22 protein-coding genes are annotated in these 25846 nt (G+C 71.0%); 4 read left to right on the forward strand and 18 right to left on the reverse strand.

Going from position 1 to position 25846, the window contains the following annotated elements:
- Positions 1 to 174 precede the first annotated feature (174 nt).
- A complete protein-coding gene (locus ACZ43N_RS26945; RefSeq protein WP_468101034.1) occupies positions 175 to 690 on the reverse strand; it encodes a MarR family winged helix-turn-helix transcriptional regulator in 516 nt (171 codons plus the stop codon).
- Between the two features lie 175 nt (positions 691 to 865).
- On the opposite strand from ACZ43N_RS26945, the gene ACZ43N_RS26950 reads away from it, so the two are divergent.
- Positions 866 to 1369, forward strand: a complete 504-nt coding sequence (locus ACZ43N_RS26950; RefSeq protein WP_468101036.1) for a CGNR zinc finger domain-containing protein — start codon at positions 866 to 868, stop codon at positions 1367 to 1369.
- Positions 1370 to 1399: 30 nt separating this feature from the next.
- On the opposite strand, the gene ACZ43N_RS26955 is transcribed toward ACZ43N_RS26950, so the two are convergent.
- The 10 genes from ACZ43N_RS26955 to ACZ43N_RS27000 all read right to left on the reverse strand — a co-directional run bounded on the left by ACZ43N_RS26955 (position 1400) and on the right by ACZ43N_RS27000 (position 10955).
- Positions 1400 to 2317, reverse strand: coding sequence for an AEC family transporter (locus ACZ43N_RS26955; protein WP_468101037.1), 918 nt, complete (start codon positions 2315 to 2317; stop codon positions 1400 to 1402).
- Entirely contained in the window at positions 2314 to 3456 is a 1143-nt protein-coding gene (locus ACZ43N_RS26960) for a pyridoxal phosphate-dependent aminotransferase (protein WP_468101038.1), read from the reverse strand. The genes ACZ43N_RS26955 and ACZ43N_RS26960 overlap by 4 nt, the downstream gene beginning before the upstream one ends.
- A gap of 262 nt (positions 3457 to 3718) precedes the next feature.
- On the reverse strand, positions 3719 to 4141 hold the full coding sequence (locus ACZ43N_RS26965) for a hypothetical protein (RefSeq protein ID WP_468101040.1): 423 nt from the start codon (positions 4139 to 4141) through the stop codon (positions 3719 to 3721).
- Positions 4138 to 5229 (reverse strand): hypothetical protein, encoded by a 1092-nt coding sequence (locus ACZ43N_RS26970; protein ID WP_468101041.1) that lies wholly within the window; start codon positions 5227 to 5229, stop codon positions 4138 to 4140. Before ACZ43N_RS26970 ends, ACZ43N_RS26965 begins: the two co-directional genes overlap by 4 nt.
- Positions 5229 to 6233, reverse strand: coding sequence for a hypothetical protein (locus ACZ43N_RS26975; protein WP_468101043.1), 1005 nt, complete (start codon positions 6231 to 6233; stop codon positions 5229 to 5231). The genes ACZ43N_RS26970 and ACZ43N_RS26975 overlap by 1 nt, the downstream gene beginning before the upstream one ends.
- Positions 6230 to 7831 (reverse strand): hypothetical protein, encoded by a 1602-nt coding sequence (locus ACZ43N_RS26980; RefSeq protein WP_468101044.1) that lies wholly within the window; start codon positions 7829 to 7831, stop codon positions 6230 to 6232. Before ACZ43N_RS26980 ends, ACZ43N_RS26975 begins: the two co-directional genes overlap by 4 nt.
- A 146-nt stretch (positions 7832 to 7977) precedes the next feature.
- Entirely contained in the window at positions 7978 to 9555 is a 1578-nt protein-coding gene (locus ACZ43N_RS26985; protein WP_468101045.1) for a site-specific integrase, read from the reverse strand.
- A gap of 23 nt (positions 9556 to 9578) precedes the next feature.
- A complete protein-coding gene (locus tag ACZ43N_RS26990; RefSeq protein WP_468101046.1) occupies positions 9579 to 9764 on the reverse strand; it encodes a hypothetical protein in 186 nt (61 codons plus the stop codon).
- A gap of 125 nt (positions 9765 to 9889) precedes the next feature.
- Complete coding sequence (locus ACZ43N_RS26995; protein WP_468101047.1) at positions 9890 to 10498, reverse strand: TetR/AcrR family transcriptional regulator; 609 nt, start codon at positions 10496 to 10498, stop codon at positions 9890 to 9892.
- Positions 10491 to 10955: a DUF1569 domain-containing protein gene (locus tag ACZ43N_RS27000; protein ID WP_468101049.1), complete on the reverse strand. Its 465-nt coding sequence runs from the start codon at positions 10953 to 10955 to the stop codon at positions 10491 to 10493. Before ACZ43N_RS27000 ends, ACZ43N_RS26995 begins: the two co-directional genes overlap by 8 nt.
- Positions 10956 to 11013: 58 nt before the next feature.
- Between ACZ43N_RS27000 and ACZ43N_RS27005 the strand changes: the two genes are divergently transcribed.
- Positions 11014 to 12414, forward strand: coding sequence for an aldehyde dehydrogenase family protein (locus tag ACZ43N_RS27005; RefSeq protein ID WP_468101051.1), 1401 nt, complete (start codon positions 11014 to 11016; stop codon positions 12412 to 12414).
- A 521-nt stretch (positions 12415 to 12935) separates the two neighbouring features.
- Here the strand turns inward: ACZ43N_RS27005 and adh are convergent.
- From adh to xylB, 5 genes are all read right to left on the reverse strand, one after another.
- On the reverse strand, positions 12936 to 14459 hold the full coding sequence (gene adh / locus ACZ43N_RS27010; protein ID WP_468101052.1) for an aldehyde dehydrogenase: 1524 nt from the start codon (positions 14457 to 14459) through the stop codon (positions 12936 to 12938).
- 111 nt (positions 14460 to 14570) lie between these two features.
- On the reverse strand, positions 14571 to 15848 hold the full coding sequence (locus tag ACZ43N_RS27015) for a GAF domain-containing protein (protein WP_468101054.1): 1278 nt from the start codon (positions 15846 to 15848) through the stop codon (positions 14571 to 14573).
- A gap of 100 nt (positions 15849 to 15948) precedes the next feature.
- Positions 15949 to 16548: an N-acetylmuramoyl-L-alanine amidase gene (locus tag ACZ43N_RS27020; RefSeq protein WP_468101055.1), complete on the reverse strand. Its 600-nt coding sequence runs from the start codon at positions 16546 to 16548 to the stop codon at positions 15949 to 15951.
- Between the two features lie 259 nt (positions 16549 to 16807).
- Positions 16808 to 18016: an ROK family protein gene (locus tag ACZ43N_RS27025; RefSeq protein ID WP_468101056.1), complete on the reverse strand. Its 1209-nt coding sequence runs from the start codon at positions 18014 to 18016 to the stop codon at positions 16808 to 16810.
- Positions 18017 to 18102: 86 nt separating this feature from the next.
- Positions 18103 to 19548 carry a xylulokinase gene (xylB, locus tag ACZ43N_RS27030; RefSeq protein ID WP_468101057.1) on the reverse strand — a complete coding sequence of 482 codons (1446 nt, stop codon included), beginning with the start codon at positions 19546 to 19548 and terminating at the stop codon, positions 18103 to 18105.
- A gap of 145 nt (positions 19549 to 19693) precedes the next feature.
- On the opposite strand from xylB, the gene xylA reads away from it, so the two are divergent.
- Complete coding sequence (gene xylA, locus ACZ43N_RS27035; RefSeq protein WP_468101058.1) at positions 19694 to 20860, forward strand: xylose isomerase; 1167 nt, start codon at positions 19694 to 19696, stop codon at positions 20858 to 20860.
- A 382-nt stretch (positions 20861 to 21242) separates the two neighbouring features.
- The gene (locus ACZ43N_RS27040) at positions 21243 to 21530 is read left to right on the forward strand and encodes a hypothetical protein (protein WP_468101059.1); all 288 of its coding nucleotides are present in this window, start codon (positions 21243 to 21245) and stop codon (positions 21528 to 21530) included.
- Positions 21531 to 21594: 64 nt separating this feature from the next.
- Here the strand turns inward: ACZ43N_RS27040 and ACZ43N_RS27045 are convergent, their stop codons facing one another.
- Both ACZ43N_RS27045 and ACZ43N_RS27050 read right to left on the reverse strand, forming a co-directional pair.
- Complete coding sequence (locus ACZ43N_RS27045; RefSeq protein ID WP_468101060.1) at positions 21595 to 22866, reverse strand: SWIM zinc finger family protein; 1272 nt, start codon at positions 22864 to 22866, stop codon at positions 21595 to 21597.
- Positions 22863 to 25745, reverse strand: coding sequence for a DEAD/DEAH box helicase (locus ACZ43N_RS27050; RefSeq protein ID WP_468101061.1), 2883 nt, complete (start codon positions 25743 to 25745; stop codon positions 22863 to 22865). The genes ACZ43N_RS27045 and ACZ43N_RS27050 overlap by 4 nt, the downstream gene beginning before the upstream one ends.
- Positions 25746 to 25846: the final 101 nt, after the last annotated feature.

Genomic DNA, 25846 nt, shown 5'->3' on the forward strand with positions numbered 1-25846 from the left:
TCGGCCTTTCCCCCCTGTTGTCTGTTTTTTCCCCTCTCTCCCTTTCCCCTTTTTTTGCTTTGGCTTGTGTTGGTTTTTTCTTTTCTCGTTTTTGTTTTTTTTTTTTTTCCCCCCCCCCCCCCCCCCCCCCCCCCCCCCCCCCCCCGCCCGCTGTCGTTCCCGAGCCGTCTTGGCTCACGAGGCCGACCGGCCGGGCTGCTTCGGCGCCCGCATCGCCGGAACCGGCGTCTGCCCCGCGGCCTTCCGCTCCGCGTCCAGAGCCCGTCCGGCCGCCCGCAGCGTGCTGAGGACCGCGGTCACCTCGCGTACCGACTCCTCGGGAATCACCGACCCGATCCGCAGTTCCAGCTCCTCCTCGAAGACCTTCAGCGCCCCGTTCACCAGCTTCCGCCCCTCATTGGTGAGCTCGACGATCGAGGACCGGCGGTCGTTCGGATTGGCCTTCCGACCACACAGGCCCGCCGCCTCCAGTCGGTCGACGACCTTGCTCGTGCCGCCCACCGTGATCGAGAACTCCTCCGCGATGTCCTGGATCCGGCGCCCAGGCTGCCTCAACAGCAGGTGCAGCACCTCGAACGAGGTCAGTGCCAGGTCGTACTCGGCCCGCAACCGCCCCTCGATGCCGTCCCACAACTCGATCTCCAGCGAGACCAGCTCCCGGTACAGCAGCTTCAGGTCAGCGTCAGCCATCACTCATCTTCCAAAGAATTATCTTCCATAGACAGTTAATTGTAGGCCACCAGTATCGGGACCCTCAGACGCCATCCGCTGTGGGTGTGTTGCAGGTGCTGTCTGCTCAGTGCAGACGATCACAGCGGACATCCGGATGTGCTGCAATGGGTGAGTGAAGTTTGAGCATGACAACATGGTCGGTGTCCGCCTGGCTGTGTCGCTGGTGAATCTCGAGGCGGGTGGTTCCTGGCGGGCTGAGTCGTTGGAGCAGGTGCTGGAGAGTCATGCGATTCGGCGTGCTCGTGTGACTGGTTCGGCCGGCGAGGAGATCAGGGTGTGGTCGCGGCGCCTGCGGTCCGTTTTCGAGGCTGTCTCGCAGGACGAACGGTGCGAGATGGTCAACGCGCTGCTCGCCGACGGTGCCGGAAGGGTCTATCTGACTTCGCACGACGGGTTGCGGCCACATCTGCACTTCGCGCCGGACGGCAAGGACGTGCAGAGCCGTGTGCGGGCCGTGACCGCGGGAGGGCTGGCCATCTTCGCCATGGAGGCGGAGGGCCGACGGCTGGGAGTGTGCTCGTTGGATTCGTGCCGGACCGCTTTCGCCGACACCAGCCGCAATGGTCGCCGCGCCTACTGCAGTGCTCGCTGCGCCAACACCGATGCGGTCCGCCGCCACCGGATGAAGCAGGGCTGACAGCGGCGGCGGGCCCGAGGGCCCCGCTGGTCAGGTGGGGACGAGGGCCGCGACGAGCGGGACGGCGGCGATGCCCACGAGGGTCTGTGTCGCGGTGATGCCGGCCATCATCGGCGCGTCCCCGCCGAGCTGTCGGGCCATGATGTACGACGACGATGCCGTGGGCAGGGCCTGGAAGAGCACGGCGACGAGCAGTGCCGACGCCCCGAGGCCAAGCGGCTGGGCCAGCAGGAAGGTCACGGCCGGCATAAGGACGAACTTCATGGTCGAGGACATGAGGATCGGGCCCGTCCATGCGCGTGCCTGGCCAAAGCGCAGCGCGGCGCCGATGCACAGCAGTCCCAGCGGCATCGAAGCGGCTCCCAGCGACTGCAGTGCCGGCTCGATGCCCGGTGGCAGGCCCAGGTCCAGGGCCTGGAGGAGGCCGCCTGCCACGCAGGCGAGGATGAGCGGGTTGGTCACCAGTTGCCGGGCGATGCCCGTCAGGCTCAGGCGGGCGCCGCCGAATAGGGCGAAGACCAGCACGCACAGCACGTTGACCGTGGGCACGATCGCCGCGTTGCAGACCGCGGCCATGGCCACGCCCTGTGTGCCGTACAGGCCGGAGGCGATGGTGACGCCGATGTAGTTGTTGAAGCGGATGCTGCCCTGGAAGACCGAGGTGAAGCCGTCGCCGGGCAGCCGCATCAGGGGCCTCAGGGCGATGACCAGCGCGGCGACCACTACGGTGGAAGCGACCAGGACGGCTGTCAGGGTTCGCACCGGGAGGTCATGGGTGTCGGCCGTCGCGAGGCCGTGCAGGAACAGTGCCGGCAACAGCACCCGGTAACCGAGGCTCTCGGCCCCGGACCAGAAGCTCTCGCCCTGGATCATCCACCGCTTGACGACAAAGCCGAGCCCGATCAGCACGACGACGGGTATCAGGGCCTTGAGTGTCAGCGCGATCACGAGGCGACCTCGTCAAGGACATCGACGACGGTGCGGCAGCCCGCTTCCAGCGTGGTGATGTCGGTGGCGAAGGAGAGCCGCAGATGGCCCGGCGCGCCGAAGGCGCTGCCCGGCACCGTTGCGCATCCCGCCTCCAGCAGCGCGTCCGCCACCGCGAGATCGTCACCGGTCGCAAGGCGCGGGAAGAGGTAGAACGCGCCGTCCGGCGCCACCGTGTCCAGGTGCGGGTTCTGGCGCAGGATCCCCAGCGCGGCATCCCGGCGGCGGTGGTAGATCGCCCGCCGCTCCGCCAGGATTCCCTGAGGCCCCTCCAGCGCGGCGACGGCCGCCAACTGGCTCACGGCCGCCGTCTGCGTGCAGTTCTGCGTCTGTACGGCGGTGATGGCGCGCACGAGGTCGGACGGGCCCAGTCCCCAGCCGATCCGCCAGCCGGTCATCGCGTACGCCTTGGAGACGCCGTCGACGAGCAGGATCCGTTCCCGCAGATCCGGTGCGACCTGCGCGAGGCCGACGTACTCCCGATCGTCGTAGCGGATGTGGGCGTAGATCTCGTCGGACAGAACCGTGACGGTGGGGTGCCGCCGCAACACCTCGGCGAGGGCCGCCAGTTCATCACGGCTGTAGGTGGCGCCAGAGGGATTACCGGGGGCGTTCAGCACGACCCAGCGCGTCCGGTCGGTGATGGCCGCCCGCAGCGCTTGCGGTGTGAGACGGAAGCCAGACTCGGCCGGGCAGTCGGCGACCACCGGCAGCCCGCCGCACAGGCGGATCATGGCGGGGTAGCTCGCCCAGTACGGCGCTGGGACGATCACCTCGTCCCCCGGGCCCAGGGTGGCGAAGAACGCGTTGAAGATGACTTGCTTCGCGCCGCACCCCACCGCCACCTCGGCGTCCGCGTACTCCAGTCCGCGATCCCGCTCCACCGCGTGCCGCACGGTCCGGCGCAGTTCGGGCAGGCCGTTGGCGGGGCTGTAGCCCAGCACACGGCCGGCCGCCTCTTGCGCCGCGGCGATGACATGGCCGGGCGGGGCGAAATCTGGCTCGCCGAGCGTGAGATCGACGGTGTGACGGCCCTGCGCGCGACGCTCGGCCGCGCGGCGGGCCATCTCCAGGATGGGCGATCCAGGGGGCGTCCCCATGCCACCTGTCACCGCGCTCTCCCGCAGGGGAACGACAGCTGCGCACGGCCGGGGGTCACCTCGTGCCGCGGGGACAGACGCCCCGGTGCACCAAGTATCGAAGCAGGCATGCAGACACACTGATGTAACCGTGCGGGGCACTACAACCATTACATGGCAGGCTCGGGAGCTGTACGAAAGGGCTGGTCACAGCCGCCCATCGAGCTGGCTCGGGCGGAGGACACGGCGCGCCCTTGGAGATCCGTACCGCCCGGGCAGCGACTCAGTGGCTCCGGCCCGGGTCCGGCTGGGTCGGCAGCGTCCGGATCGGGGGGTTGGGCTGGGACAGCGAGTGGAGCAGTTGCCGGTTGTGCGCGGTCAGTTGGTTGACAACGCGCACGAGGTGCTCGACGTCGGTGCGCAGCTGGGCCAGTTCGGTGGCGTCCCGGGTGCGGAGCTCCTTCAGTTTGACGATCTGCCGGCGCAGGCGGATCTCGGAGTCCGGCGTCTGGCCGCGTGCCCTGACCTGCGCGTAGAAGTCGTTCTTGAGGTCGAGGTGGCGCTGGGTGAGCGCGTTGCGGGGTACGTCGGCTTCCTGGGCCAGGGCGACGATCGTCAGCGCGCCGTTGGAGTGCTGCGCGGCTCCCTGCAGGATGCGGTCCATGGCCGCGCGGATGCGGTCGCGTTCGTCGGGTGCGGGGCTCATGCGGTGCCGTCCTGGAGGGTGGTGCGGCTGTGGTGGTGGGCGTCGGCGAGGTCACGCAGCCGGGTGGCGTTGTCGCGCAGTCGCTGGCCCAGCGGGCCGGGGACATGGCCAGCCTGCTGATCCAGCTCGGTGGCGCGGCGGCGGAGGCCGGCGGCGTGCTGGTCGGTGCGGGCGATGTTCGCGCAGGCGGGGACGCACTGGTCGAAGGTGGGGGTGTCCTTGAGTCCGCGGTGGCACAGGGCCTTGTCACGCTTGTAGACGCACATCAGCAGCGTGCGGGGATTGTCGTAGACGGCCAGGTGGGGGTTGGAGAGGATCTGTCGGGCCTGACGCGCGGTGATGACGGTGCCGGTGTAATGGGGCGCGGTGGCGGCGGCCTTGATGGCCCGGCGGGCGGCGGGCCCGGAGATGCCGAGGCCGTCCTCGAGCGCGGCATTCAAGTCCGCGACGGTGTCGATGGTGGCACGGGCCGTCTCGACGTCGAGGAGGTCGTGAATGCCGTCCCGGCTGCGCGCGGCGTATCCGGCCGCTACGGACGTCCGCAGATGGCCGTACTGAATCGCGAGCGCGACCAGGCCCCCGGGACGGCGGGCGATGTGCCAGGCCAGGCTCCTGCGGAACCGCTCGGTTCCGATCCTGCCGTGCGGATCCGGCGGGATGACTTCATGGACCAGCCCGCGGGCGGCTGACTCGTGGTTGGCCCAGGTGATGAAGTCCTCCACCCGGGTGCCCAGGGTGTGCACGGTGAGGGAGCCGGTGCCGGCGCGGGTGCCGCGCAGGTCGTGGGCGTGGTGGTCGAACAGCAGCTGCCCCTGGGGAACCATGCGTTCCAGGACGCGGATGGCTTTCACGACGGGGGCGATGGCCACCCAAGGGGCATCGCGGACTTCGCCCTCGGAGCGGTGGTTGCCGTCTTCGTCGCGGGCGGTCTTGTACACGGTGCTCGTGATCAAGTGCCGTCCCGTGCGCCCAGCGCTGTCCGGCTCCGGGTCGGGACAGCAGCCGCTGCGCAGTCCGGCCGCCTCGCCGGGACGCAGCCCGGTCAGATAGGCGATGACGATGAAGCACGCCGTGCCCAACTGGCGCATCAGGAAGCCTGCTTCGGTGTAGTCGACGGCCTCCCTCCAGGGGGTGCCGCCGAGTGTGCCGGTGACCGGGGCGCGGAGCGGGCACGGGCCGGGCCGGTCCAGGGCGGCCTGCCGCCAGCCGTGATCACGGGCGGTGCTGTAGACCTGGCCCAGGGAGGCGCCGGTGAGCGCGGCGATATACGCGCCCGCGATCGTGGTTCTGCCCAGCCACTGTGTGGCAATCGGCCGGCATCGATGCGGTCCATGAAGGCCCGAAGCGCGGCTCGTGAGGCGGGCGTGGCGCTGTTGCCGGCAGCCGCCGCATGCAGCCGGTTGCGTTCGGCCCAGGCGGCCAGAATGTCGTCGCTGAACTCCTCGACCGTGCGGATCGCCCACACGAGCAGGGGGCCCATGGTCTGCTCGGCGATCGCCTCGGCGGCGTTCTCGCCACCCGGCGTCGCCGGCGGCAGGTAGTCGTCCACCCCTGCGGTCTCCCAGGGCGGGCAGCCGATTCCACTGGGACGGCGACTGAGCTGGTCGAAGACCCACAGCCGGGTCAGCGACGACAGCACGCTGTGCACCGTGATGCGGGCCGCCCCGCTGTCGCGCACGTGACGGCCGTACTCATCCAGTACCTGCGTGGTGCACTCGCTCAGCGTGGTGATGCCCCGGTCGGTGAGCCACACGGCGAGCCGGCACCACGTCCCGATCGTCTGGCAGAGCGCCTTGGGTGCCTGGCGTGAGCGCCAGGTGGGATGGCGCTCACGCAGGAACACGGCGGGCAGTTCGCCGTTGATCAAGGTCCAGGCGGCCAGCCGCATCTCCTCCCGGAACGTGTCGGGGAGCGTCGGCCAATGGATGGTGCTGTGTGTGACGCCCGGGTTGGCGTTCATGGGGATCAGCGGCCAGGCCGGCGCCGCGTAGCGCGCGATGGGGCCGGTGTAGCCGCCGACGATCCGGTGGGCGGGGACGACGGGGGTGTCGGGTCCGGGAAGGAGACGGACAGGGGCTGGGGTGGCCGTCACGGGTCGAGGTCTCCGTTGAGCAGCAGGGCGATGAGTTCGCGGTCGGTGTCGGTCACGTCGGCCAGGGCGCGGGTCCACACTGCGGTACCGAGCTGGCTCTTGAGGTGTTCCAGGCGGGCGTGTCCGTCCTCCCACTGGCTGTGCCACTGGCCCGGGCCCAGAGCGGTGCGCAGGTTGTCGAGCGCGTGGTGCAGGTGGGCCAGGCGGCTGTGGTGGGCGGGGTGGATTCGGGCGTTGGGGCAGGCCAGGCACATCAGAAACGAGGCCCCGCAGCCGTCGGGTCCGGGGTAGGGGCTGTTGTCGTAGTCGTGGCAGTCGGCGGTGGCTGTCGGCTGGTCTGCCGGATCGGCTCCGTCGCGCAGTTCGGCGGCGAGCACGGTTGCGTGGGCTTGGGTCACGACGGCTTCGGCTGCCTGGGCGATGACCGGGATCGCACTCTGACGGACCTGAGGGTCGGTCAGTGTGTATACACGGTCGTGGGTGGCCTGGCTGTTCTGTCCGGGCGCGCGCCGGTGCAGCGTGTTCACCGTCCGCCGCCCCCTGCGGAAGGGCGAGGAGACGAAGCCCTGTTCGGTCGCCCAGCCCTTGGCCGTAGAACCGGAGATGCCGAACCCGAACACCCCGATGCCCGACTTCTTGCCGCTCTCGTCGGTCGGGTGCTCCAGCGGGGCCCTGGCGGAGCGCCAGACCAGTAAGCGGTCCGTACCAGGGCTCAGCGCGTGCACGGCCGCGCGGGCGAACACGGTGGCCTCCAGCGCCTGTGTGATGAGCCGCCCGGGGGAGGTGGCCCCGTCGTCGGTGAGGTTGCGGGTCTCGAAGTACCGTCCGGCGTCCCGCTTGTGCTTCTCCAGCTCGACCCGGTAGATCTGCGGCCCGTCTCTGCCGGCGTCCGGGGCTGGTTGCGGCACCTTTAACCGGTTGATCACCGACAGGTTCCAGCCGTGCTCGGCCATCAGCAGCACCCCCAGCGCGACCGTCTCCATCCGGGTTAAGAACAGCCGCTGCCACGTGTGCTCGGGCCGCTCCCCGCCCAGCACCCGCGCATAGCGGGCGAGCACCCGGCCACGCTGGCGACGCACCCTGGTGTCGTGGGGTGCCTCACCGGTCCGGGCCAGACAGTCCAGCGCCTCACCCAGCAGCCATGCCTCGCTGCCGCGAGCGAACGTCGCCGACCGCCATTGGGCGAGGTGGCGGGCATTGTCCGTGATCCGCAGATGCGCGGCACGGAACCTTCGCCGCGCCGTGGTGACGATCGCGTCGAACTCGGCATCCTGGAAGGACACTTCCTTGGCCGTGGGTTGCAGGACGCGACGGGCAAGCGCTTCCCGTGTCGCAGCGGACAGCCGCGGATCGTCCAGCAACAGCCCTCGCACGGTGGTGATCTGGCGGTACCCGAACCGGGTGTTCTGTCGGCTGAGCCGCCACTGCTGCCACACCCCCGCGGTCAGCTGGTCGAGGTCGGCAACCGGTGCGTCCAGCGTGGCCAGGTACGAGGTGAACGCCTGCAAGGGAAGCCAGAAGTACCTGCTGCTGTGGTGCGAGGTCCACAGGCTTGGCACGCACCGCGCGGCGAACAGGCCGGCCAGCGACCTGCGCAAGGCATTCGTGACAGGCAGAGTGCGGAAGTCGTAGACCGCGACGGCTCCCGATCGGTCTCGGTGCTCGACCACGAGACCGTCGCCGCTCAGAACCGGTGGTCTGCGTACCGGCGTTGTCGGCAGAGGCGCCGTACGCCCGCGCCGGTTCATCCTGTCGTCCGCGAGGTGACCTGCAGCTTGGCATCGATGTCCTGGATGCCCTCGGCCTCCAGCGCCAGACGCGCGAACACCTCATCCATCTCCCGCGTCGGCCGTTCCCCTTCGCGGAACGGGGGCGCGGTGGTCAGCAGCGACCGCAGCTGAAGGTCGGCGACCGGGGCCAGATACCGCACGCGGGTCGTTTCCAGGGACGCATGACCCAACAGGTCCTGCACCATCCGCCACGGATCCCCATACAGCAGCCGGTAGTCCCGCCGCTCCTCCGGGCTCAGACCGAAGCGCCGGTCCATCAAGTGGTGCAGGACCACCAGCATGTAGAGGGCGAAGCTGTGCCGGCAGGAATGCGGCGTCGCATACGGTGCCCGGCTGCGATGCGGATCCAGCCGACGTTCCGGCTCCGGACCCAGCACCGCCCGGCACCGCCGGTTCGCCGAAGTGAAGACGTTGTTCCACGAATGCGGCTGGAACGGCAAACTCATCTCGTTCAGCCACAACCACAACGGCTCCGGTCCGTCCGGGCCTTCGGTGTACCACGTCATCCGTTCGTCCGCGGTAGCCTCCGTCAGCGCGATACGGCCCGTGACGCCCCGGCGGTCGCACCAGTACACCGTAGGCTTCGGTCCCCGGCTCACCCGGGTGACCAGCCGCATCCCCGGCACGCCGTCGTACCGGTCCCGGGCCTGGGCCGCGCGGATGGCCTCGGCGCGCGAGGAGTCGACGTAGTTCTCGATATCGCCCACCACATGAGCCTCGACGTAGTAGGTACGGGCCTTCTTGGAACGCGTGACCGCCGCCGCGAGGCGCCCCGTGTAGTAACGGCCGCCTTCCAGGCGCAGTGACGGCACCTCGAACGTCAGCAGCGAGGCGCCCTCCAGCCGCCGCACCCCCGAAGAGGTCAGCAAGCGCACAAACGCAACGTTGCGGCCCTCCAGCCGGCCCACCCAGCCCGTCGAGGGAAGGCCGTCAGTGCCGTACCCGCGCAGCCCGACGTCCACCCAAAGCCGGAACGTCCGAGGTGTCAGCCAGTGAACATTGCTGTCCCGGGCGTCCTTCGCCTTCCCGTCCGGCACGTTGACGACCTGCCCATGCCGACCCACCACCCGATGCACCGGCACCGGGTTGCGCGGTAGGAACTCGTTGCCCAGCTTCGTCGCCCACGTGTACAGGTTCATCAGTGCGGCCAGTTCACGATTCCACTTGTTCCCGCCCACCCGCACCGGGTTGTCGCGCGACGTTTGGCGCCAGAACTGAAAATCGTCGACATCGGACTCCACGGCCTGCGTCCAGACCTTTCCGCGCTGCCACAGGAAGTTGAGGAACAGGCAGATGTCCGTGATGTAGTTCCGCTTTGTCTCTTTCGTGTATCCCCGGAACGGGCTACTGCGCGTGTACAGGCTAAAGAGTTCGTCGACGCGGTAGTCCGGTGTCAGCAGAATCGGATCGCCGGGCCGGATCCCGGTTGACTCTTCACGCTCTGTCAGGTCTGTGCATCCCGCCAGCACAGGTACGTGCGGTGAGGCGATCGGCGCCGACTTGGAGACCCAGAACACACGCCATTTGTTCATCGCGCCACCCTGTCAGATCGGCTTCAACACGCCGATTCAATAGGGATCGCCTGCCACTTCTCCCAGCCACCGTGTGCGTCGAGGAAGGCGCCGAGGAGGGCGTCGTGGTCGCCGGTATCGGACAGGTAGGCCGGGACGGTTTCCGGCTCCGGGCGGGCCGGTTCGGGCGTGGCCGCGGTGACGGCGAGTGGCTTGCGGGCTTCGAACATCTGGTGGTCCGTGAACCGCTCCGGGTCTGATGGAGGCTCCGGCCTGTCCCAGAGCGGTTCATTCTGACGATAGGGCAGCCCGTGCGGTGGCCCGCTCGACGTGCGCCGGATGCTCCCCCGACTCCTCAGCCGGAGCCCAGCGCCCGCAGGACGGAGGGCAGCAGGCGGTCGGCCCATGCCATGGCGGTCTCGGGGTCCACCTCGTCCGGCGCCTGCGGGGTGATCAGGAAGTGGCTCATCACCGGGCCGGCGACCAGGTCGCCGAGGATGCCGGTGTCGTCCACCGGTGGGATGTCTCCCCGGGCCACGGCCCGCGTCACCACCTCCTCCACGCGGCTGCGCACGGGGGCCAGGAACGTGGTCGCGAGGGCCTCGGCGAGGGCGTCGTTGTGCGCGGCCTCGCCGACGAGGGCGCGCATCAGCCGCCCGCTCTCCCCGGTCAGGCTCGCGGCCTTGTGCCTCAGCAGGGCCCGCAGATCCCCTTCGAGGGTGCCGGTGTCGGGCCGCTTCACGAGGTCCTTGGCACGCGCTGCGGCGGCCGCGATGACCAGGGTCTCCTTGGAGGACCAGCGGCGGTAGAGCGTGGCGGTGGAGACTCCGGCCCGGGCGGCCACGGCGGCGGTGGTCAGGCCGCCGTAGCCACTCTCGGCCAGGACGGCCAGGGTGGCCTCCAGCAGGGCCCGGTCCCGTGCTGCGTCACGGGGGCGGCCCCGGCGCGGCGCGGCCTCAGGCATCGGCCAGACCGGGGAGGTGCTCGGCGAGGTGCATGGCGTGCAGCCGGGCGAACTCGTCGTGGGTGCAGCGGCCGTAGGCCGGGTGAAGCGCGTGCGGACCGGTGTGGCCGCTGAAGAGGGCCACCGCGTCCGCGAGGTCCGCCGCGGCCTCGGCGGCCGGCAGGTGCGGGTCGAGGGCGGGGGCACCGTCGAGTTCCGCGTCCAGGGCGTGCTTCGTGGCGCCCCGGTTCAGGAACACGTGCTTGGCCAGGGCGCCCGCGGTGGCCCGGAACAGTGCGGGCTTCAGCCGCGGGTATCCGGTCACCGAGTAGCGGACGGTCTGGGCGCAGTGCTGGAGCGTCTGGGAGAGGTTCCAGGTGCTGCCCGGCGCGAGGAGGTCGGACTCGGGAACCGCGAGGCGCTCGGGCAGCCGCTCGGTGAGCTCGGCGAGGGGCGGGGCGGGGATTCGGGTGGGCATGCAGCGAGTGTACTCGATAACGAAACGAAAGAATTTCGTTTCGTATATGCTCCGCGGCATGCATCCTGACTCCCGCCTCCAGCCCGCCGTCGCCGCTGACGAGACCGTCTCCCGACTGCGCACGGTCTTCGCCACCGGGCTCACCCGCCCCGTCTCCTGGCGCCGGGCCCAACTGCGCGCGTTGCGCGACATGCTGACGGAACACCAGGCCGAGTTCGCGGCCGCCCTGCACGCCGATCTCGGCAAGGGCGCCACCGAGGCCCGTCTCACCGAGATCGGCTTCGTCGTCAAGGAGATCGACCACACCCTGCGCCATCTCGCCCCCTGGCTGCGCCCGCGCAGGGTCTCCGTGCCCCTGACGCTCTCCCCGGCCCGGGCCCGGACGGTACGGGAGCCGCTGGGCACCGTGCTGGTCATCAGCCCGTGGAACTATCCCCTGCAGCTGGCGCTGGCGCCGCTCGTCGGCGCGCTGGCCGCGGGCAACTGCGTGGTGGTCAAGCCCAGCGAGCTCGCCCCCGCGACCTCGGCCGCGCTCGCCCACCGGCTGCCGCGGGCGCTCGACCCGAGCGCCGTGGCAGTCGTCGAGGGCGGTATACCGGAGACGACCGCCTTGCTGGAGCAGCCGTTCGACCACGTCTTCTACACCGGCAACGGCACCGTCGGACGCGTCGTGATGGCCGCCGCGGCCCGCCGTCTCACGCCGGTCACGCTCGAGCTCGGCGGCAAGTCCCCCGCTGTCGTCGAACCGGGCGCGGACCTCCGGGCGGCCGCCCGCCGCATCGCCTGGGGCAAGTTCATGAACGCCGGGCAGACCTGTGTCGCCCCCGACTACGTGCTCGCGATCGGCGAGGCGGCCTCCGGGCTGGAGCCGCACCTCACCGCCGCGGTCCGTGAGATGTACGGCACCGAGCCGTCCGCCAGTGCCGACTACGGCCGCATCGTCAACGACCGTCACTTCGACCGGCTGGTCGGCCTGCTGGGCGGCGGCCGGCTGGTCACCGGCGGGGAGCACGACCGCGCGACCCGCTACCTCGCCCCGACGGTCCTCGCCGACGTGGATCCGCAGGCGCCCGTCATGAGCGAGGAGATCTTCGGACCGATCCTGCCGATCGTGCGCGTCCCCGACCTCGACGCGGCGATCGCGTTCGTCAACGCGCGGGACAAGCCCCTCGCCCTGTACGCGTTCACCGCCTCCCGCCACTCCAAGCGGCGGCTGACCGCGGAGACCTCCTCGGGCGCCCTGGCCTTCGGCATCCCGAACGCCCATCTCAGCGTGCCCGGCCTGCCCTTCGGCGGCGTCGGCGAGAGCGGGGTCGGCCGCTATCACGGGCCGCACTCCCTCGACACCTTCAGCCACACCAAGGCGGTACTGGACAAGCCGCTGCGACCGGACGTGCTGCGGCTCGTCTACCCGCCGTTCACCCGCCGGAAGGAGCGCCTGCTGCGCCGGTTCCTGTGACCGGGCCCGAGGACCGGCGAGTGTCCGGGAGAACTGCTGGAGCACTCCCAGCAGGGTGAGCCGACTGGGGCCCGGCCGGGGGCCAATGCCACGGTGCAGCCGTGTCCGACTCCTCGACGTCCTCACGCCGAACCGCCGAAGGCGCCGGCTGGGGCGACTCCGACCCCGGCGCGTAACGGCGGCTCATGCCCGGCCGGACAGCGAAGATCTCGTGGCTCGAGCCCCGGATCCTGTGGGCCCGCCCGCAACGGTGTGCTCGCCTTATGGTTCGGGGACCCCACGGGCCGTAACCTGGTCAGCTACGGGGCGGAGCTGCGCAAGAACAACTCCTTCCTCGTCATCCTGGCCACGCCCGCCGACTGGTACGGCCGCACTGGGCCGAACGACGTAACAGCTGGTCAGGGGTGGGGTACCAGTGGGAGAAATCGGGAGTAAGGTCGAATTTCGCCTCGCGACCTAGACGTACCCGGGCATGGACGCCTGATGGGCATCTGCCCAGGTCAGGCGCCCTTTTTCTATGTTTAGAAGAAGCCCAGCTTCTTCGGCGAGTACGACACCAGCAAATTCTTCGTCTGCTGGTAGTGGTCCAGCATCATCTTGTGGGTCTCGCGGCCGATGCCCGAGCCCTTGTAGCCGCCGAACGCGGCGTGCGCGGGGTACGCGTGGTAGCAGTTCGTCCAGACGCGGCCCGCCTGGATGGAACGGCCCGCGCGGTACGCGGTGTTGGCGTCCCGCGTCCACACACCGGCCCCCAGGCCGTACAGAGTGTCGTTGGCGATCTTGATTGCGTCGTCGAAGTCGTCGAACGAGGTGACGGACACGACCGGTCCGAAGATCTCCTCCTGGAAGATCCGCATACGGTTGTCGCCCTCGAAGATCGTCGGCTGGACGTAGTAGCCGCCCTTCAACTCGCCATCGTGCTCGATGCGTTCCCCGCCCGTGAGGACCTTGGCCCCTTCCTGCCTGCCGATGTCCAGGTAGGAGAGGATCTTCTCCAACTGGTCGTTGGAGGCCTGCGCGCCGATCATGGTGTCGGTGTCCAGCGGGTGCCCCGTCTTGATCTGCTCCGTGCGGGCGACGGCCGCCTCGATGAACTCTGCGTAGTGCCCGCGCTGCACCAGGGCCCGCGACGGACACGTGCACACCTCACCCTGGTTGAGCGCGAACATCGTGAAGCCCTCGAGGGCCTTGTCACGGAAGTCGTCGTTCGCCGACCACACGTCGTCGAAGAAGATGTTCGGCGACTTGCCACCGAGTTCGAGCGTCACCGGCGTGATGTTCTCCGAGGCGTACTGCATGATCAGACGCCCGGTCGTCGTCTCACCCGTGAACGCCACCTTCGCCACCCGCGGACTCGACGCCAGCGGCTTGCCCGCCTCCACCCCGAACCCGTTGACGATGTTCACGACTCCCGGCGGCAGCAGATCCGCGACCAGGCTCAGCCAGACATGGATCGACGCCGGAGTCTGCTCGGCCGGCTTGAGCACGACCGCGTTGCCCGCGGCCAGCGCCGGCGCCAGCTTCCACGTCGCCATGAGGATGGGGAAGTTCCACGGGATGATCTGCGCGACCACACCGAGCGGCTCGTGGAAGTGGTACGCCACCGTGTCGTCGTCGAGCTCCGCCAGCGAACCCTCCTGCGCGCGCACCGCCCCCGCGAAGTAGCGGAAGTGGTCGATGGCGAGCGGGATGTCGGCGGCCAGCGTCTCGCGCACCGGCTTGCCGTTCTCCCAGCTCTCGGCGACCGCCAGCTTCTCCAGGTTCGCCTCCATCCGGTCGGCGATCTTCCGCAGGATGTCCGAACGCTCCGTCACCGACGTACGACCCCAGCCGGGCGCGGCCGCGTGCGCCGCGTCCAGGGCCCGCTCCACGTCCTCACTCGTACCCCGCGCGATCTCCGTGAACGGCAGCCCGTTCACCGGACTCGGATTCTCGAAGTACTGCCCGCGCGCCGGCGGTACATACTCACCACCGATGAAGTGGTCGTACCGTGCCTCGTAGGAGACGACCGCGCCATCCGTACCAGGTGCTGCGAAACGGGTCATGGAATACCTGCCTCCTCGGAAGCGCCACCCGCCGTTGGGCGGCTTTCTCGTGGAGGCTAGGAATCCGACGGTTGCAACGACGTTGCGCTGCGATTCGGTGATCTCCCTTCGTCAAGTACGTCTCTGCTTCGCCCACCCCGCCGGCGCCCTCAGCTCCGCCTCCAGTTCCCGCAGCCGGGCGCTCACCGCCGGTGTCGGGCGCACGGCCGCCAGAGCGCGCCACACGTCGAGGTCGTCCTCGCCCCAGGGCGCGTGTACCCAGTCCGCCAGCAGGTCGGGATCACGGCGGGCTATGAGAGCGGTACGCAGCCCCTCGGCGAGCCTGTGGCGCAGACGGACGACCGCCGGAGCCTGCGAACCGGGAAGCAGCGGACCCTCGTACGCCGTCGCGGCCGACGTCACCGCACCCGTCTCCAGCCTGCGCTCCACGACCGCCACATCGGACTCCACCGGAACCGTGAGCCGATACGGGCGCGACCCGAGCAGTCCCGGCCCGAGCAGTCGGCGCAGCCTTGCGAGTTCCGCACGCAGGGTCACCGGCGTCACCGACTCGTCCTCGTACAGCGCGCAGAGCAACTCGTCGCCGGAGAGCCCTTCCGGATGCCGGGCGAGCAGCACCAGGATCTCGCTGTGCCGTCGGCTGAGCCTCACCCTCCTTCCAGCAACCAGGAGTTGCGCCTCGTCCCGGCCGAGGGCGGTCAGTTCCAGTGCGTCGGCCGGGGCACCGGGCGGTGCGAGCAGGGCCAACTGCGACTCGGCGGCCCGAGCCACCGCCTGCACGAAACCGAGACTGTGCGGATGCGCCAGTCTGTCGCCGCCGGTGATGTCGATCGCGCCGAGCACCCGGCCGGTGCGCGGATCGTGCACCGGTGCCGCCGCGCACGTCCACGGCTGCACCCGCCGTATGAAGTGCTCGGCCGCGAACACCTGCACCGGCCGGTCGACCGCGACCGCCGTACCCGGCGCGTTCGTACCGACCTCGGACTCCGCCCAGCGTGCCCCCGGCACGAAGTTCATCCCGTCCGCCCGACGTCTGGTCGCCGGATGTCCCTCCACCCACAGCAGGCGGCCCTGCGCGTCGCACACGGCCAGCAGATGCTCGCCGTCCGCCGCGAAGGTGCCCAGCAACTCCCGGACCAGCGGCATCACGCAGGCCAGCGGATGCTCCGCGCGATAGGAACCGAGGTCGCCGTCCATCAGCTCCACGCGCGCGGTGCCCTCCGGTCCGACACCGGCTTTCGCGGAGCGCCGCCATGAATCGGCCACCACGGAACGGACCGGTCGCGTCACCGCGCCGCCCTGGGTGAACGCCTCATGCGCGCGGCGCAGCACCCGCACTCGCTCGACAGGGTCGGCTCCCGGCTCCAGAGCCACCCATGGATCGGTCAACTCGGCCTCCCCGGACGTCGTGCATGGCAGGATCCATCGTCGACCTCGCATACGTGCCCGACAAGCCATGAGACGTACCCGCGGTCCCGCGTCCACTGCTTCAGATGGCGTTGACCATACGTATGTACCGGGTCCAGTCCCAGTGCGGCCCCGGATCGGTGTGGTCGGTGCCCGGTACCTCGAGGTGGCCGATGATGTGGTCGCGGTCCTTGGGGATGCCGTACCTGTCGCAGACCTTCGAGGTGAGGGCCGCCGACTGCTCGTACATGGCACCGGTGAAGTACTCCGGGCGGTCGACCCAGCCCTCGTGTTCGATGCCGATGCTGCGTGCGTTGTACTCCCAGTTGCCCGCGTGCCAGGCGATGTCCCGCTCACGGACACACTGGGTGACCCGCCCGTCGGCCGACCGCAGCACGTAGTGTGCGGAGACCTGTTTCGCCGGGTTCCAGAAGACGGGCATCGTGTTCTTGTAGGTCGTCTGCGTCACGTGAATGATCACCAGGTCGACGGGGTGGCTCGCCGGGCGGTCGGCCGCCGTGTAGTTGGCCTCGCTCGCCGGCTCCCACAGGGCGTACGGGTGGTCCACGGGCGGTGGGTGGACACCTGTGCGGGGACTCGGGAGCAGCGCGTAGGGGATCGCGGCGAAAGCGGTGCCTTTCAGCAGCCGCCGCCTGCTCGGCAACGCTTCGGCTCGCTCCATCGGGTCTGCCTTTCAGAGTGGGCCTGAATCGGTCTGCGGGGACGGGCGTCCATGTGTGAGACGCATCCGCAGGTCGAACGGCTGCGCCTCGCGTGAATCACGGTACGGCGATCAGCCGGTACGCCGTCGAAGCATGGGGGAAACGGTGGAAAAGCAGGCCATTGTGGATAACTCCGTCACCTGCGGGGGTGAGATGGTTCTGAGGGCCCAGGGCATGAGGACCGCTTCTCCCTCGCGGCGGCAGCCGCGATCCCCTCGGTTACGCCCGCACCCCGACCGTCGCCGGGTCGTCGAGCACCGCCCGCACCACCGAGTGGGCCGCCCCCAGCAACGGCCCCTGCGAGCCCAGGCGCGACACGGTCACGGCGCAGGCGGGCCCAGCTGTCCGCCGGGCCAGTTCACGCTCCAGTGCCGGGACGAGCCAGGGCGCGAGGGCGGCCAGGGCGCCGCCCAGCACCACGGTCTCGGGGTCCAGCAGATTGACCGCGCCGGTCAGCGCGATACCCAGCGCGGTGCCGGCGCCGCGCAGCGCCCGGCGTACCTCCTGGTCCCCGGCGGCGGCCCGCTCGGCGAGCAGTTCCACCCGGTTCTCGCCCGGCTCCAGTCCGGCCGCCCGCAGCACGGCCTCCTCGCCGGCGTACTGCTCGAGGCAGCCACGCCCCCCGCACGCGCACTTCGGGCCCTCCGGCCTGACGGGCACATGACCCAGCTCGCCCGCGAAGCCGCGGGTGCCCCGGAGCAGCCGGCCGTCGACGACCACCGCGCCACCGATGCCGATCTCCGCGGAGACGTGCAGGAAGTCGTGCGGGGTCGCCTCGCCGAGCCAGAGTTCGGCGAGGCCGCCGAAGTTGGCCTCGTTGTCGACCGTCAGCGGCACACCGCCCGGGAGTAGGGCGCCGAGGTCCGTGTCGTGCCAGTCGAGGTTCGGGGCACGGACCACGGTGCGGCCGTCGCGCGCCACCAGACCGGGCACGGCGACCGCGAGGCCCGCCGCCCACAGGCCCTCCTTCCCGGCCTCGGCGACGACGCGTCGCACGAGCGCGGTCAGCTCGTCGATGACCGGCTCGGGGGGACGGCCGCGATTGGTCCCGTGCCGCACGGCACGCGCCCGTACCTCGCCGCGCAGGTCCACCGCGCACACCGCGAGGTGGTCGACGCCGATCTCCGCGCCGATTCCGGCGGGACCGCGCCCGCTGAGAGCGAGTGCCGAACCGGGGCGCCCGACCCGTCCGGGACGCTCGGGGCCCAGCTCTTCGAGGAGTCCCGCCCGGATCAACTCGTCCACCAGCGTGGACACCGCCGCCCGGGTGAGGCCGATGTGCGACGCCACGGCCGCACGGGAGAGCGGGCCCTCGGTGTTGACGGTGTGCATGACCCGGGAGAGGTTGCGGCGGCGCATGCCCTGCTGGGTGTCGGGCAGGCGGCGGCCCGGGCTGCCCGGGTGCGTCTCGTGCAGCGGTGCGGTCATACCTCCCCCTCTTGAAGTGTCCTGGCGGGTGCCCTCTCAGATCATGCCGGAAGCGTATCGCCCCACTTCAGGTGCCCCTTCCCTGGTCAGCGGGCACCCGGCTCGCGCTCCAGCAACGGCGCCGCGTCGGAGAGCACCCCGGAGATCCTGGTCAGCGTCTCCTCGTCCCGTTCCACCGCCTCCAGGACCGGCCCGCGGGTGGTGCCCCAGCGGCGGGCGACCGCGGCCGGGTCCTCGCCGGTGAGCAGTCCGGCGGCCTGCGCGGCGGCGCCCAGCGCGACCAGCTCCTTGGCCTCCGGGACCTGCACCGCCCGCCCCGACAGGCGTCGCACGGTCTGCTGCCACGCCGCGCCCCGCGCGCCGCCGCCGATCAGCAGCAGCGGAGCCGAGGGATCCGCGTCCGCGTCGAGCACCAGGTCGAGGGCACCGAGCAGCGAGTGCACGGCACCGTCGTAGGCGGCCTGGAGGAGCTGTCCGCCGGTCGTGTCGTGGCGGAGCCCGTGGAGGAGGCCGGAGGCGTGGGGGAGGGCCGGGGTGCGTTCGCCGTCCAGGTAGGGCAGGAGGGTGACGCTGGTGCCGGGTTCCACGGCCTCGCGGTCCAGGCCCAGCAGTGCGGCGACGCGGTCGACGGCCTGGGTGCAGTTCAGGGTGCAGGCCAGCGGCAGCCAGTCGCCGTGGGCGTCGGCGAAGCCCGCCACCGTGCCGGTCGGGTCGGCGGGGCGGTGCTTCGAGACGGCGTACACCGTGCCGGACGTGCCGAGGCTCAGTACCGGGGTGCCGGGCCGCAGGCCGAGACCCAGTGCGGCGGCCGCGTTGTCACCTGTGCCGGGGGCGACGAGAGTGCCCTTGGCGAACGGCAGGTCGTGGGCGTCCCGCACGGTGCCGGCCACCTCGCCGGGCCGGACCACACGGGGCAGCAGCGCCGGGTCCAGGCCCACATGGGCCAGGACCTCGCCGTCGTACGCCTCGGTCCCCGAAGCCCACCAGCCCGTGCCGGAGGCGTCACCGCGGTCGGTCGTGCCCTGGCCGGTGAGGCGTTCGGTCAGATAGTCGTGCGGCAGTCGTACGGCGGCAGTCGCACGGACCGCCTCGGGTTCGTTCTCGGCGAGCCAGGCCCACTTCGTGACGGTGAAAGAGGTGCCGGGAACGCTTCCGGTGCGCTCGGCCCAGGCCTTCGGGCCGCCCAGCTCCGCCACCAGCCGGCGCACCTGCGGCGCCGAGCGCACGTCGTTCCACAGCAGCGCGGGGCGTACCGGCTCGCCCTGTGCGTCGAGGGTGACCAGGCCGTGCTGCTGGCCGCCGATCGACACCGCGGCGGCCTCACGCGCGGGCTCACCGCACTGGCGCAGCGCCTCGCACAGCGCCTCCCACCACTGACGTGGATCGCTCTCCCGGCCCGCGCCGGACGACACGGTGTGCGGGGCCTGCCCGCTCGCCACCACCCGTCCGGTCGACGCGTCGACGACCAGGGCCTTGGTGGACTGTGTGGACGAGTCCACACCGACGACGAGCGGACCCTCGGCTGTTGACATCGGGCTCTCCCTCTCACGCGGCTCGTGACGGCCGCTGATGCGGCTGGCGCCTCCGGCGGGCGACATCTTGTCTTCCCCGAGACGCGTCCGCATACTAATTTGTAAATCGCCATGACGAAATAGTCGGAGCGCAAGGAGTCGCGGCATGAACTACCAGCCCACCCCCGAGGACAGGTTCACCTTCGGCCTGTGGACCGTCGGCTGGCAGGGAAGGGACCCGTTCGGCGACGCCACCCGGCGGGCCCTCGACCCGGTCGAGACGGTGCAGCGTCTGGCGGAACTGGGCGCCTACGGCGTGACCTTCCATGACGACGACCTGATTCCCTTCGGGTCCTCGGACAGCGAACGCGAAGAGCACATCAAGCGCTTCCGCGCCGCCCTGGACACCACCGGCATGACCGTGCCGATGGCCACCACCAACCTCTTCACCCACCCCGTGTTCAAGGACGGGGCCTTCACCGCCAATGATCGGGACGTGCGCCGCTACGCGCTGCGCAAGACGATCCGCAACATCGACCTGGCGGTCGAGCTCGGTGCCAGGACCTACGTCGCCTGGGGCGGCCGGGAGGGCGCCGAGTCCGGCGCCGCCAAGGACGTCCGTGTGGCACTCGACCGGATGAAGGAGGCCTTCGACCTTCTGGGCGAGTACGTCACCACCCAGGGCTACGACCTGAAGTTCGCGATCGAACCCAAGCCGAACGAGCCGCGCGGAGACATCCTGCTCCCCACGGTCGGTCACGCCCTGGCCTTCATCGAGCGCCTGGAGCGCCCGGAGCTGTACGGCGTGAACCCCGAGGTCGGCCACGAGCAGATGGCCGGGCTGAACTTCCCGCACGGCATCGCTCAGGCCCTGTGGGCGGGCAAGCTCTTCCACATCGACCTCAACGGCCAGTCCGGCATCAAGTACGACCAGGACCTGCGCTTCGGCGCCGGTGACCTGCGCTCGGCCTTCTGGCTGGTCGACCTCCTGGAGAGCGCCGGTTACGCGGGTCCGAAGCACTTCGACTTCAAGCCGCCGCGCACCGAGGACTTCGACGGGGTGTGGGCGTCGGCCGCCGGCTGCATGCGCAACTACCTCATCCTGAAGGAGCGCGCGGCCGCGTTCCGTGCCGACCCGCAGGTTCAGGAGGCACTGCGTGCGGCCCGCCTGGACCAGCTGGCGCAGCCGACCGCCGCCGACGGTCTGCAGGCGCTGCTCGCGGACCGCACGGCGTTCGAGGACTTCGACGCCGAGGCCGCCGCGGCTCGCGGTATGGCCTTCGAGCAGCTCGACCAGCTCGCGATGGATCACCTGCTGGGCGCCCGCGGCTGATCACACGCGCGTGGAGGAGGCCCCCTGCCGCTCGAAGCGGCGGCGGGCCTCCTACTGTTCCCGAAACGGTACTCTTCGCCCCTTTCGTTCCCGTTCTGACTGGTTTCGGCGTCCCCTTTGCCCGGTCCTCGCGGCGACCCCGGCGGGTATGGGTATGCCGCCACCGCCGTCCCAGCCCCCTCCTACGCCGGACGGCGCACCGCCGCCGAACGACCCGACCGGGAGTCGCCCACCACCCCCGCCGGTGTTCGGCCCGCCTCCGTGGGGTGGCGACCGGCAGCCACCCGCCCCGCCCGGTGGCCGGCCACCACCCTGGCCTTCCGGTGGCCCGCCTTCCGGTGGCCCGCCTCCCGGTGGTCGGCCTCCAGGCGGGCCCCGGAACGTGCGGCTCGTCGTGGCGGCCGTGGTCGTCGCGCTGGTCGCCGTCGCGGCAGTGGTTCTGGTGGTCTCGGGGAAAGACGGATCACCGGGGGACAGGTCGCCGGGCGGGACGGGCGGCGACACGAGTGCTGCGCCCACCCCGTCGCTGAGCCTCCCGACCCGACTGCCCAGCGGACTCCCGTCCGAGTTGCCGAGCGGGCTTCCGTCGCTGCCCACGGGCTTCCCCAGCGAGCTCGCCGACGACCTCGGCTCGCTCCTCCCGTCCGAGGTCGGGTACGGAGCGCCGTAGCGCGAAGAGAGCACGCGCGCGCGGCCGTCATGAGCCGAGGTCCGCGCGCGCCCGCCCGACGGGCTCATGCCTCGGCGTCGACCGAAGCCAGTGCCGTCGCGGGATCGTGGGCGGCCGGACCCGCCGGTGCCCAGCGGCCCCGTTCCTTGCGGTACGGCCACCAGCGACCGTCCCGTCCGAGGCGCAGCTGGGCCGAGCCGCCGACCACGGTCCAGCGGTTGTGGGTGGGGCGCAGGCGTGGTCGTTCGTCCTCGTCCCAGGCGGCTTCGAGGGCGGCACGCGCGCGTGCGAGCGACTCCGCCCGCACATGCCACTCCTCGTCGAGGACGGCGAGCCCGGCCGCGCCGCCGTACCGCCAGGCGCGGACCGCGAGCGCCAGCCCTTCCCGGTCACGCCCGGCGCCCTCCGCGAGCCGTGCCGCGACGCTCGGCTCCGGGTCACCTGCGGCCAGGCGCACGGCGTCCTGTCCTGGTGCCGGCTCTTCCTCCACGGCCTGCTGATCATGTCCGGCACGCAGAGCATCGGCCAGGAGCCTGTGCGCCTCCCGGGCGGTCTGTGCCGCCAGGAACTCGAGCGCGCCAGGGTCGACACCGGGTCCGGGCGGGACCTCGGTGTCCAGGGACGGCGGCCGCCCGGGCTCCCCGGGCAGCCCGGGCGGCTCCGGAAGCGGAGGCAGGATGTCCCCGGCCGCGTACGCCTCAACGGCGTCCAGGCCGCCTCGTGGGGTCTGCGGCGCACCCTGCTCCTCCGCCGTGGGGGTGGCACCGCGGACCTGCAACTCGTTCAGCAGGGTGCGCTCGGCTCGCCCCCGCATCAGCAACAGGACGAACGGATCCCGGTCGAGCAGTCGTGCCACCTGATAGCAGAGCGCCGCGGTGTGGCGGCAGTGGTCCCAGGTCCCGCAGCCGCACTCCGCCTCCAGATCGCCGAGCCCGGGCAGCAGGTCGACCCCGGCCGTCTCGGCGTCCTCGACGAGATGCGGCGGCATCTCCCGGTCGAGCAGGGCGGCGATGTGCCCGGACCGCTCGACGGCCATCTCGAGGAAGCGGCGCCAGTGCTCCTCGGACAGCTCCTGGAGCAGGACGTCGGCGCGATGGGCCGTACCGTCGCGGTCCTGGACCACCGCGGTGACCCGACCAGGGCGCACCGACACGGCGCCCACGGCGCCCGCGCGCGCGAGTCTGCGCCCCGCTTTCAGCTGCTCCGAGTCCAGCGCCGCGTCCTCCAGCGCCTTCAACCAGGCCTGGCCCCACCAGGTCTGCGCGAATCCACGCCCACGCACCGGCGAGAGTGCGGCGAACGTGCGCTCCTCGCCCGGTCCGGTGTGTTCCGTCATCGTGCATCCCCCCGCAGCTCCACCAGGTCGGCCAGGGCCGCGTCGGACAACTCGGTGAGGGACGCGTCGCCGGAACCGAGTACCGCCTCGGCCAACTCACGCTTGCGGGCCAGCATGTCTGCGATGCGGTCCTCGATCGTTCCCTCCGTGATCAGCCGGTGCACCTGCACCGGCCGTGTCTGGCCGATGCGGTACGCCCGGTCGGTGGCCTGGGCCTCGACGGCCGGGTTCCACCAGCGGTCGTAGTGCACGACGTGCTCGGCACGCGTCAGGTTCAGACCGGTACCGGCGGCCTTCAACGACAGCAGGAAGACGGGCACTTCACCCTCCTGGAAGCTCTCGACCATCGCCTCGCGCTCCGGGATCGGTGTTCCGCCGTGCAGGAACCGCGTCGGCACCCCGCGTGCCGCGAGATGGCGCTCCAGGAGACTCGCCATCCCCACGTACTGCGTGAACACCAGAACGCTTGCTCCCTCGGAGAGGATGGTGTCCAGCAGTTCGTCCAGCAGCTCCAACTTCCCCGAGCGGCCGACGATCCGGGGACGCTCCTCCTTGAGGAACTGCGCCGGGTGATTGCAGATCTGCTTGAGCCCGGTGAGCAGCTTCACGATCAGGCCGCGCCGTTCCATGCCGTCGGCCGCGGTGATCTCCGCCATGGTCTCGCGGACCAACGCCTCGTACAGGCCCACCTGTTCCCTGGTGAGCGACACGGCGCGGTCCGTCTCGGTCTTCGGCGGCAGTTCCGGGGCGATGCCAGGGTCCGACTTGCGGCGGCGCAGCAGGAACGGCCCAACGAGACGGGCGAGCCGCTCCGCGGCGGCGGGATCGCGGTCGCCCTCGACGGCCCGCGCGTACCGGGTGCGGAAGGAACCGAGCCTGCCGAGCAGTCCCGGGGTCGTCCAGTCGAGGATCGCCCACAGCTCGGACAGGTTGTTCTCCACCGGAGTGCCCGTGAGCGCCACGCGCGCGCGTGCCCCGATGGTGCGCAGCTCCTTCGCCGTGGCCGAGTACGGGTTCTTCACGTGCTGTGCCTCGTCCGCCACGACCATGCCCCAGGCGACGTCGCCGAGGCGCGGCGCGTCGAGGCGCATCGTGCCGTACGTGGTGAGGACGAACTCCCCCTCCGTGAGCCCGTCCAGGGTGCGCCGGGCGCCATGGAAGCGGCGCACCGGAACGCCGGGCGCGAACTTCTCGATCTCCCGTTGCCAGTTGCCCATCAGCGAGGCCGGGCAGACCACGAGCGTGGGGCCCGCGGAGGAGGCGTCGGACTGCCGGTGCAGATGCAGGGCGATCAGCGTGATCGTCTTGCCGAGGCCCATGTCGTCCGCCAGGCAGCCGCCCAGTCCCAGAGACGTCATCCGGGCCAGCCAGTTGAGTCCCCGCAGCTGGTAGTCGCGCAGCGTCGCGGCGAGCCCGGACGGCTGCCCGACCGGCTGCTGCCCCTCCGGGTCCGACAGCCGCTCCCGCAGCGTCGCCAGCCACCCCGTGGGCCGTACGTCGACCATCCGGCCGCCGACCTCGGTGGAGCCCGTCAGGGCGGCGCTGAGCGCGGCGACGGGGGACACCGTGTGGTCCTTCTGCGCGCGGGCGCGGCGGATCTCCTCCGGGTCGACGAGGACCCACTGGTCGCGCAGCCGCACCATCGGGCGGTTCGCCTCTGCCAGCACGTCCAGTTCCTGGCGGGTCAGCCGCTGGTCGCCCAGAGCGAACCACCAGTCGAAGGCGAGCAGCGTGTCGGCCGACAGGGACGACGGAGTGCCGGACGAGTCGGCGCCGGGACCGGCCGCGGCAGGGCCGGTCCCGGCGCGGTCCTGCTCGTCGTCCGGCGGACCGATGACCGCGCGGGCGGTCAGCTTGCGGGCCAGCTCCTTGGGCCAGTGCACGTCGACGCCGGCGGCGGCCAGCACCCGGGCCCCCTCGCCCAGGAGCTCGGTGACCTCCTCGTCGGCGAGTTCCACCGAGTCGGGCACGGCGGCCGAGAGCAGCGGGGTGAGCGGGGTCCAGGCACGGGCCGCGCGGCGCAGCGCGAGCAGGGCGTCCATCCGTGCGCGGGGACCGAAGATCTCGGCGCCGGTCCATACGGCGGAGGCGTCCGCAACCAGGGCCGGGTCGCTGACGCTGTGGACCTGGAGGACGGCCCGGAACGACAGGCGTGTCTTGTCCCCGTCGGCCGTGTCGAGACCGGGGACCTCCACGCGGAGCGAGAGGCGGACGCCGGCATCGTGACCGGCGGCGACATCGGCGGCCCAGGCACGCTGCTCGGGCACCGACTGCGGTTCCGGCGCCGCGAAGGCCGAGCCACCCGCGGCGAAGGCGGCGGCGGGGGAGCGGGGCAGCGAATCGGCGACCGCGTCGAGGAACGCACGCAGCAGCAGCTCGGGGTCCGGCAGTCGCAGCGGCGGGGAGTGGTCGACCGGCAGGGCATGTGCCTCCGGAGGCATCGCCGCTGCCAGCTCGCGGATCCGTTCCAGGTCCTCCGCCCGCAGTGGGCCGATCCGCCAGGCGTCGTGACCGCCGGCGGTCACACCGGGCAGCAGGAGTCCTCGTGCTACGAACTGGAGGGCGAGGAGTGCGGCGGTACCCCAGAAGACGGTCGACCTGTCGGCGCCTGCCGTCGCACGCGCACGCGTGAGCACCGGCAGAGCGGCGCTCAGCGGGAGAGACACGACGGGCACCGTCACCAGCTCGACACCCGCCTCACAGGGCAGGACGACCGCCGACTCCCCGGCGGAGCCCACCGCGGCATGAGGTGGTGCCGTACTGTCGGGCCGCCGGAAGACGAAACGGCCGGCACGGGCCGGCTCGTCGGCCACGAAGGTGGCGTGGCAGCGGGCCAGCTCGGAGACGTGGGAAGAAGTTGCCGCGAGGTCCGTTGGCACAGGGACGCTGAGCTCCTCAAATTTGACTACTGTTCTTCAGGATCGCCGAGGTTACCTCACTTCAAACATCCCGAGGGTGCGACCCAGGGTGATGTGGATCA

The sequence above is a fragment of the Streptomyces sp. NPDC030814 genome (genome assembly GCF_055572155.1).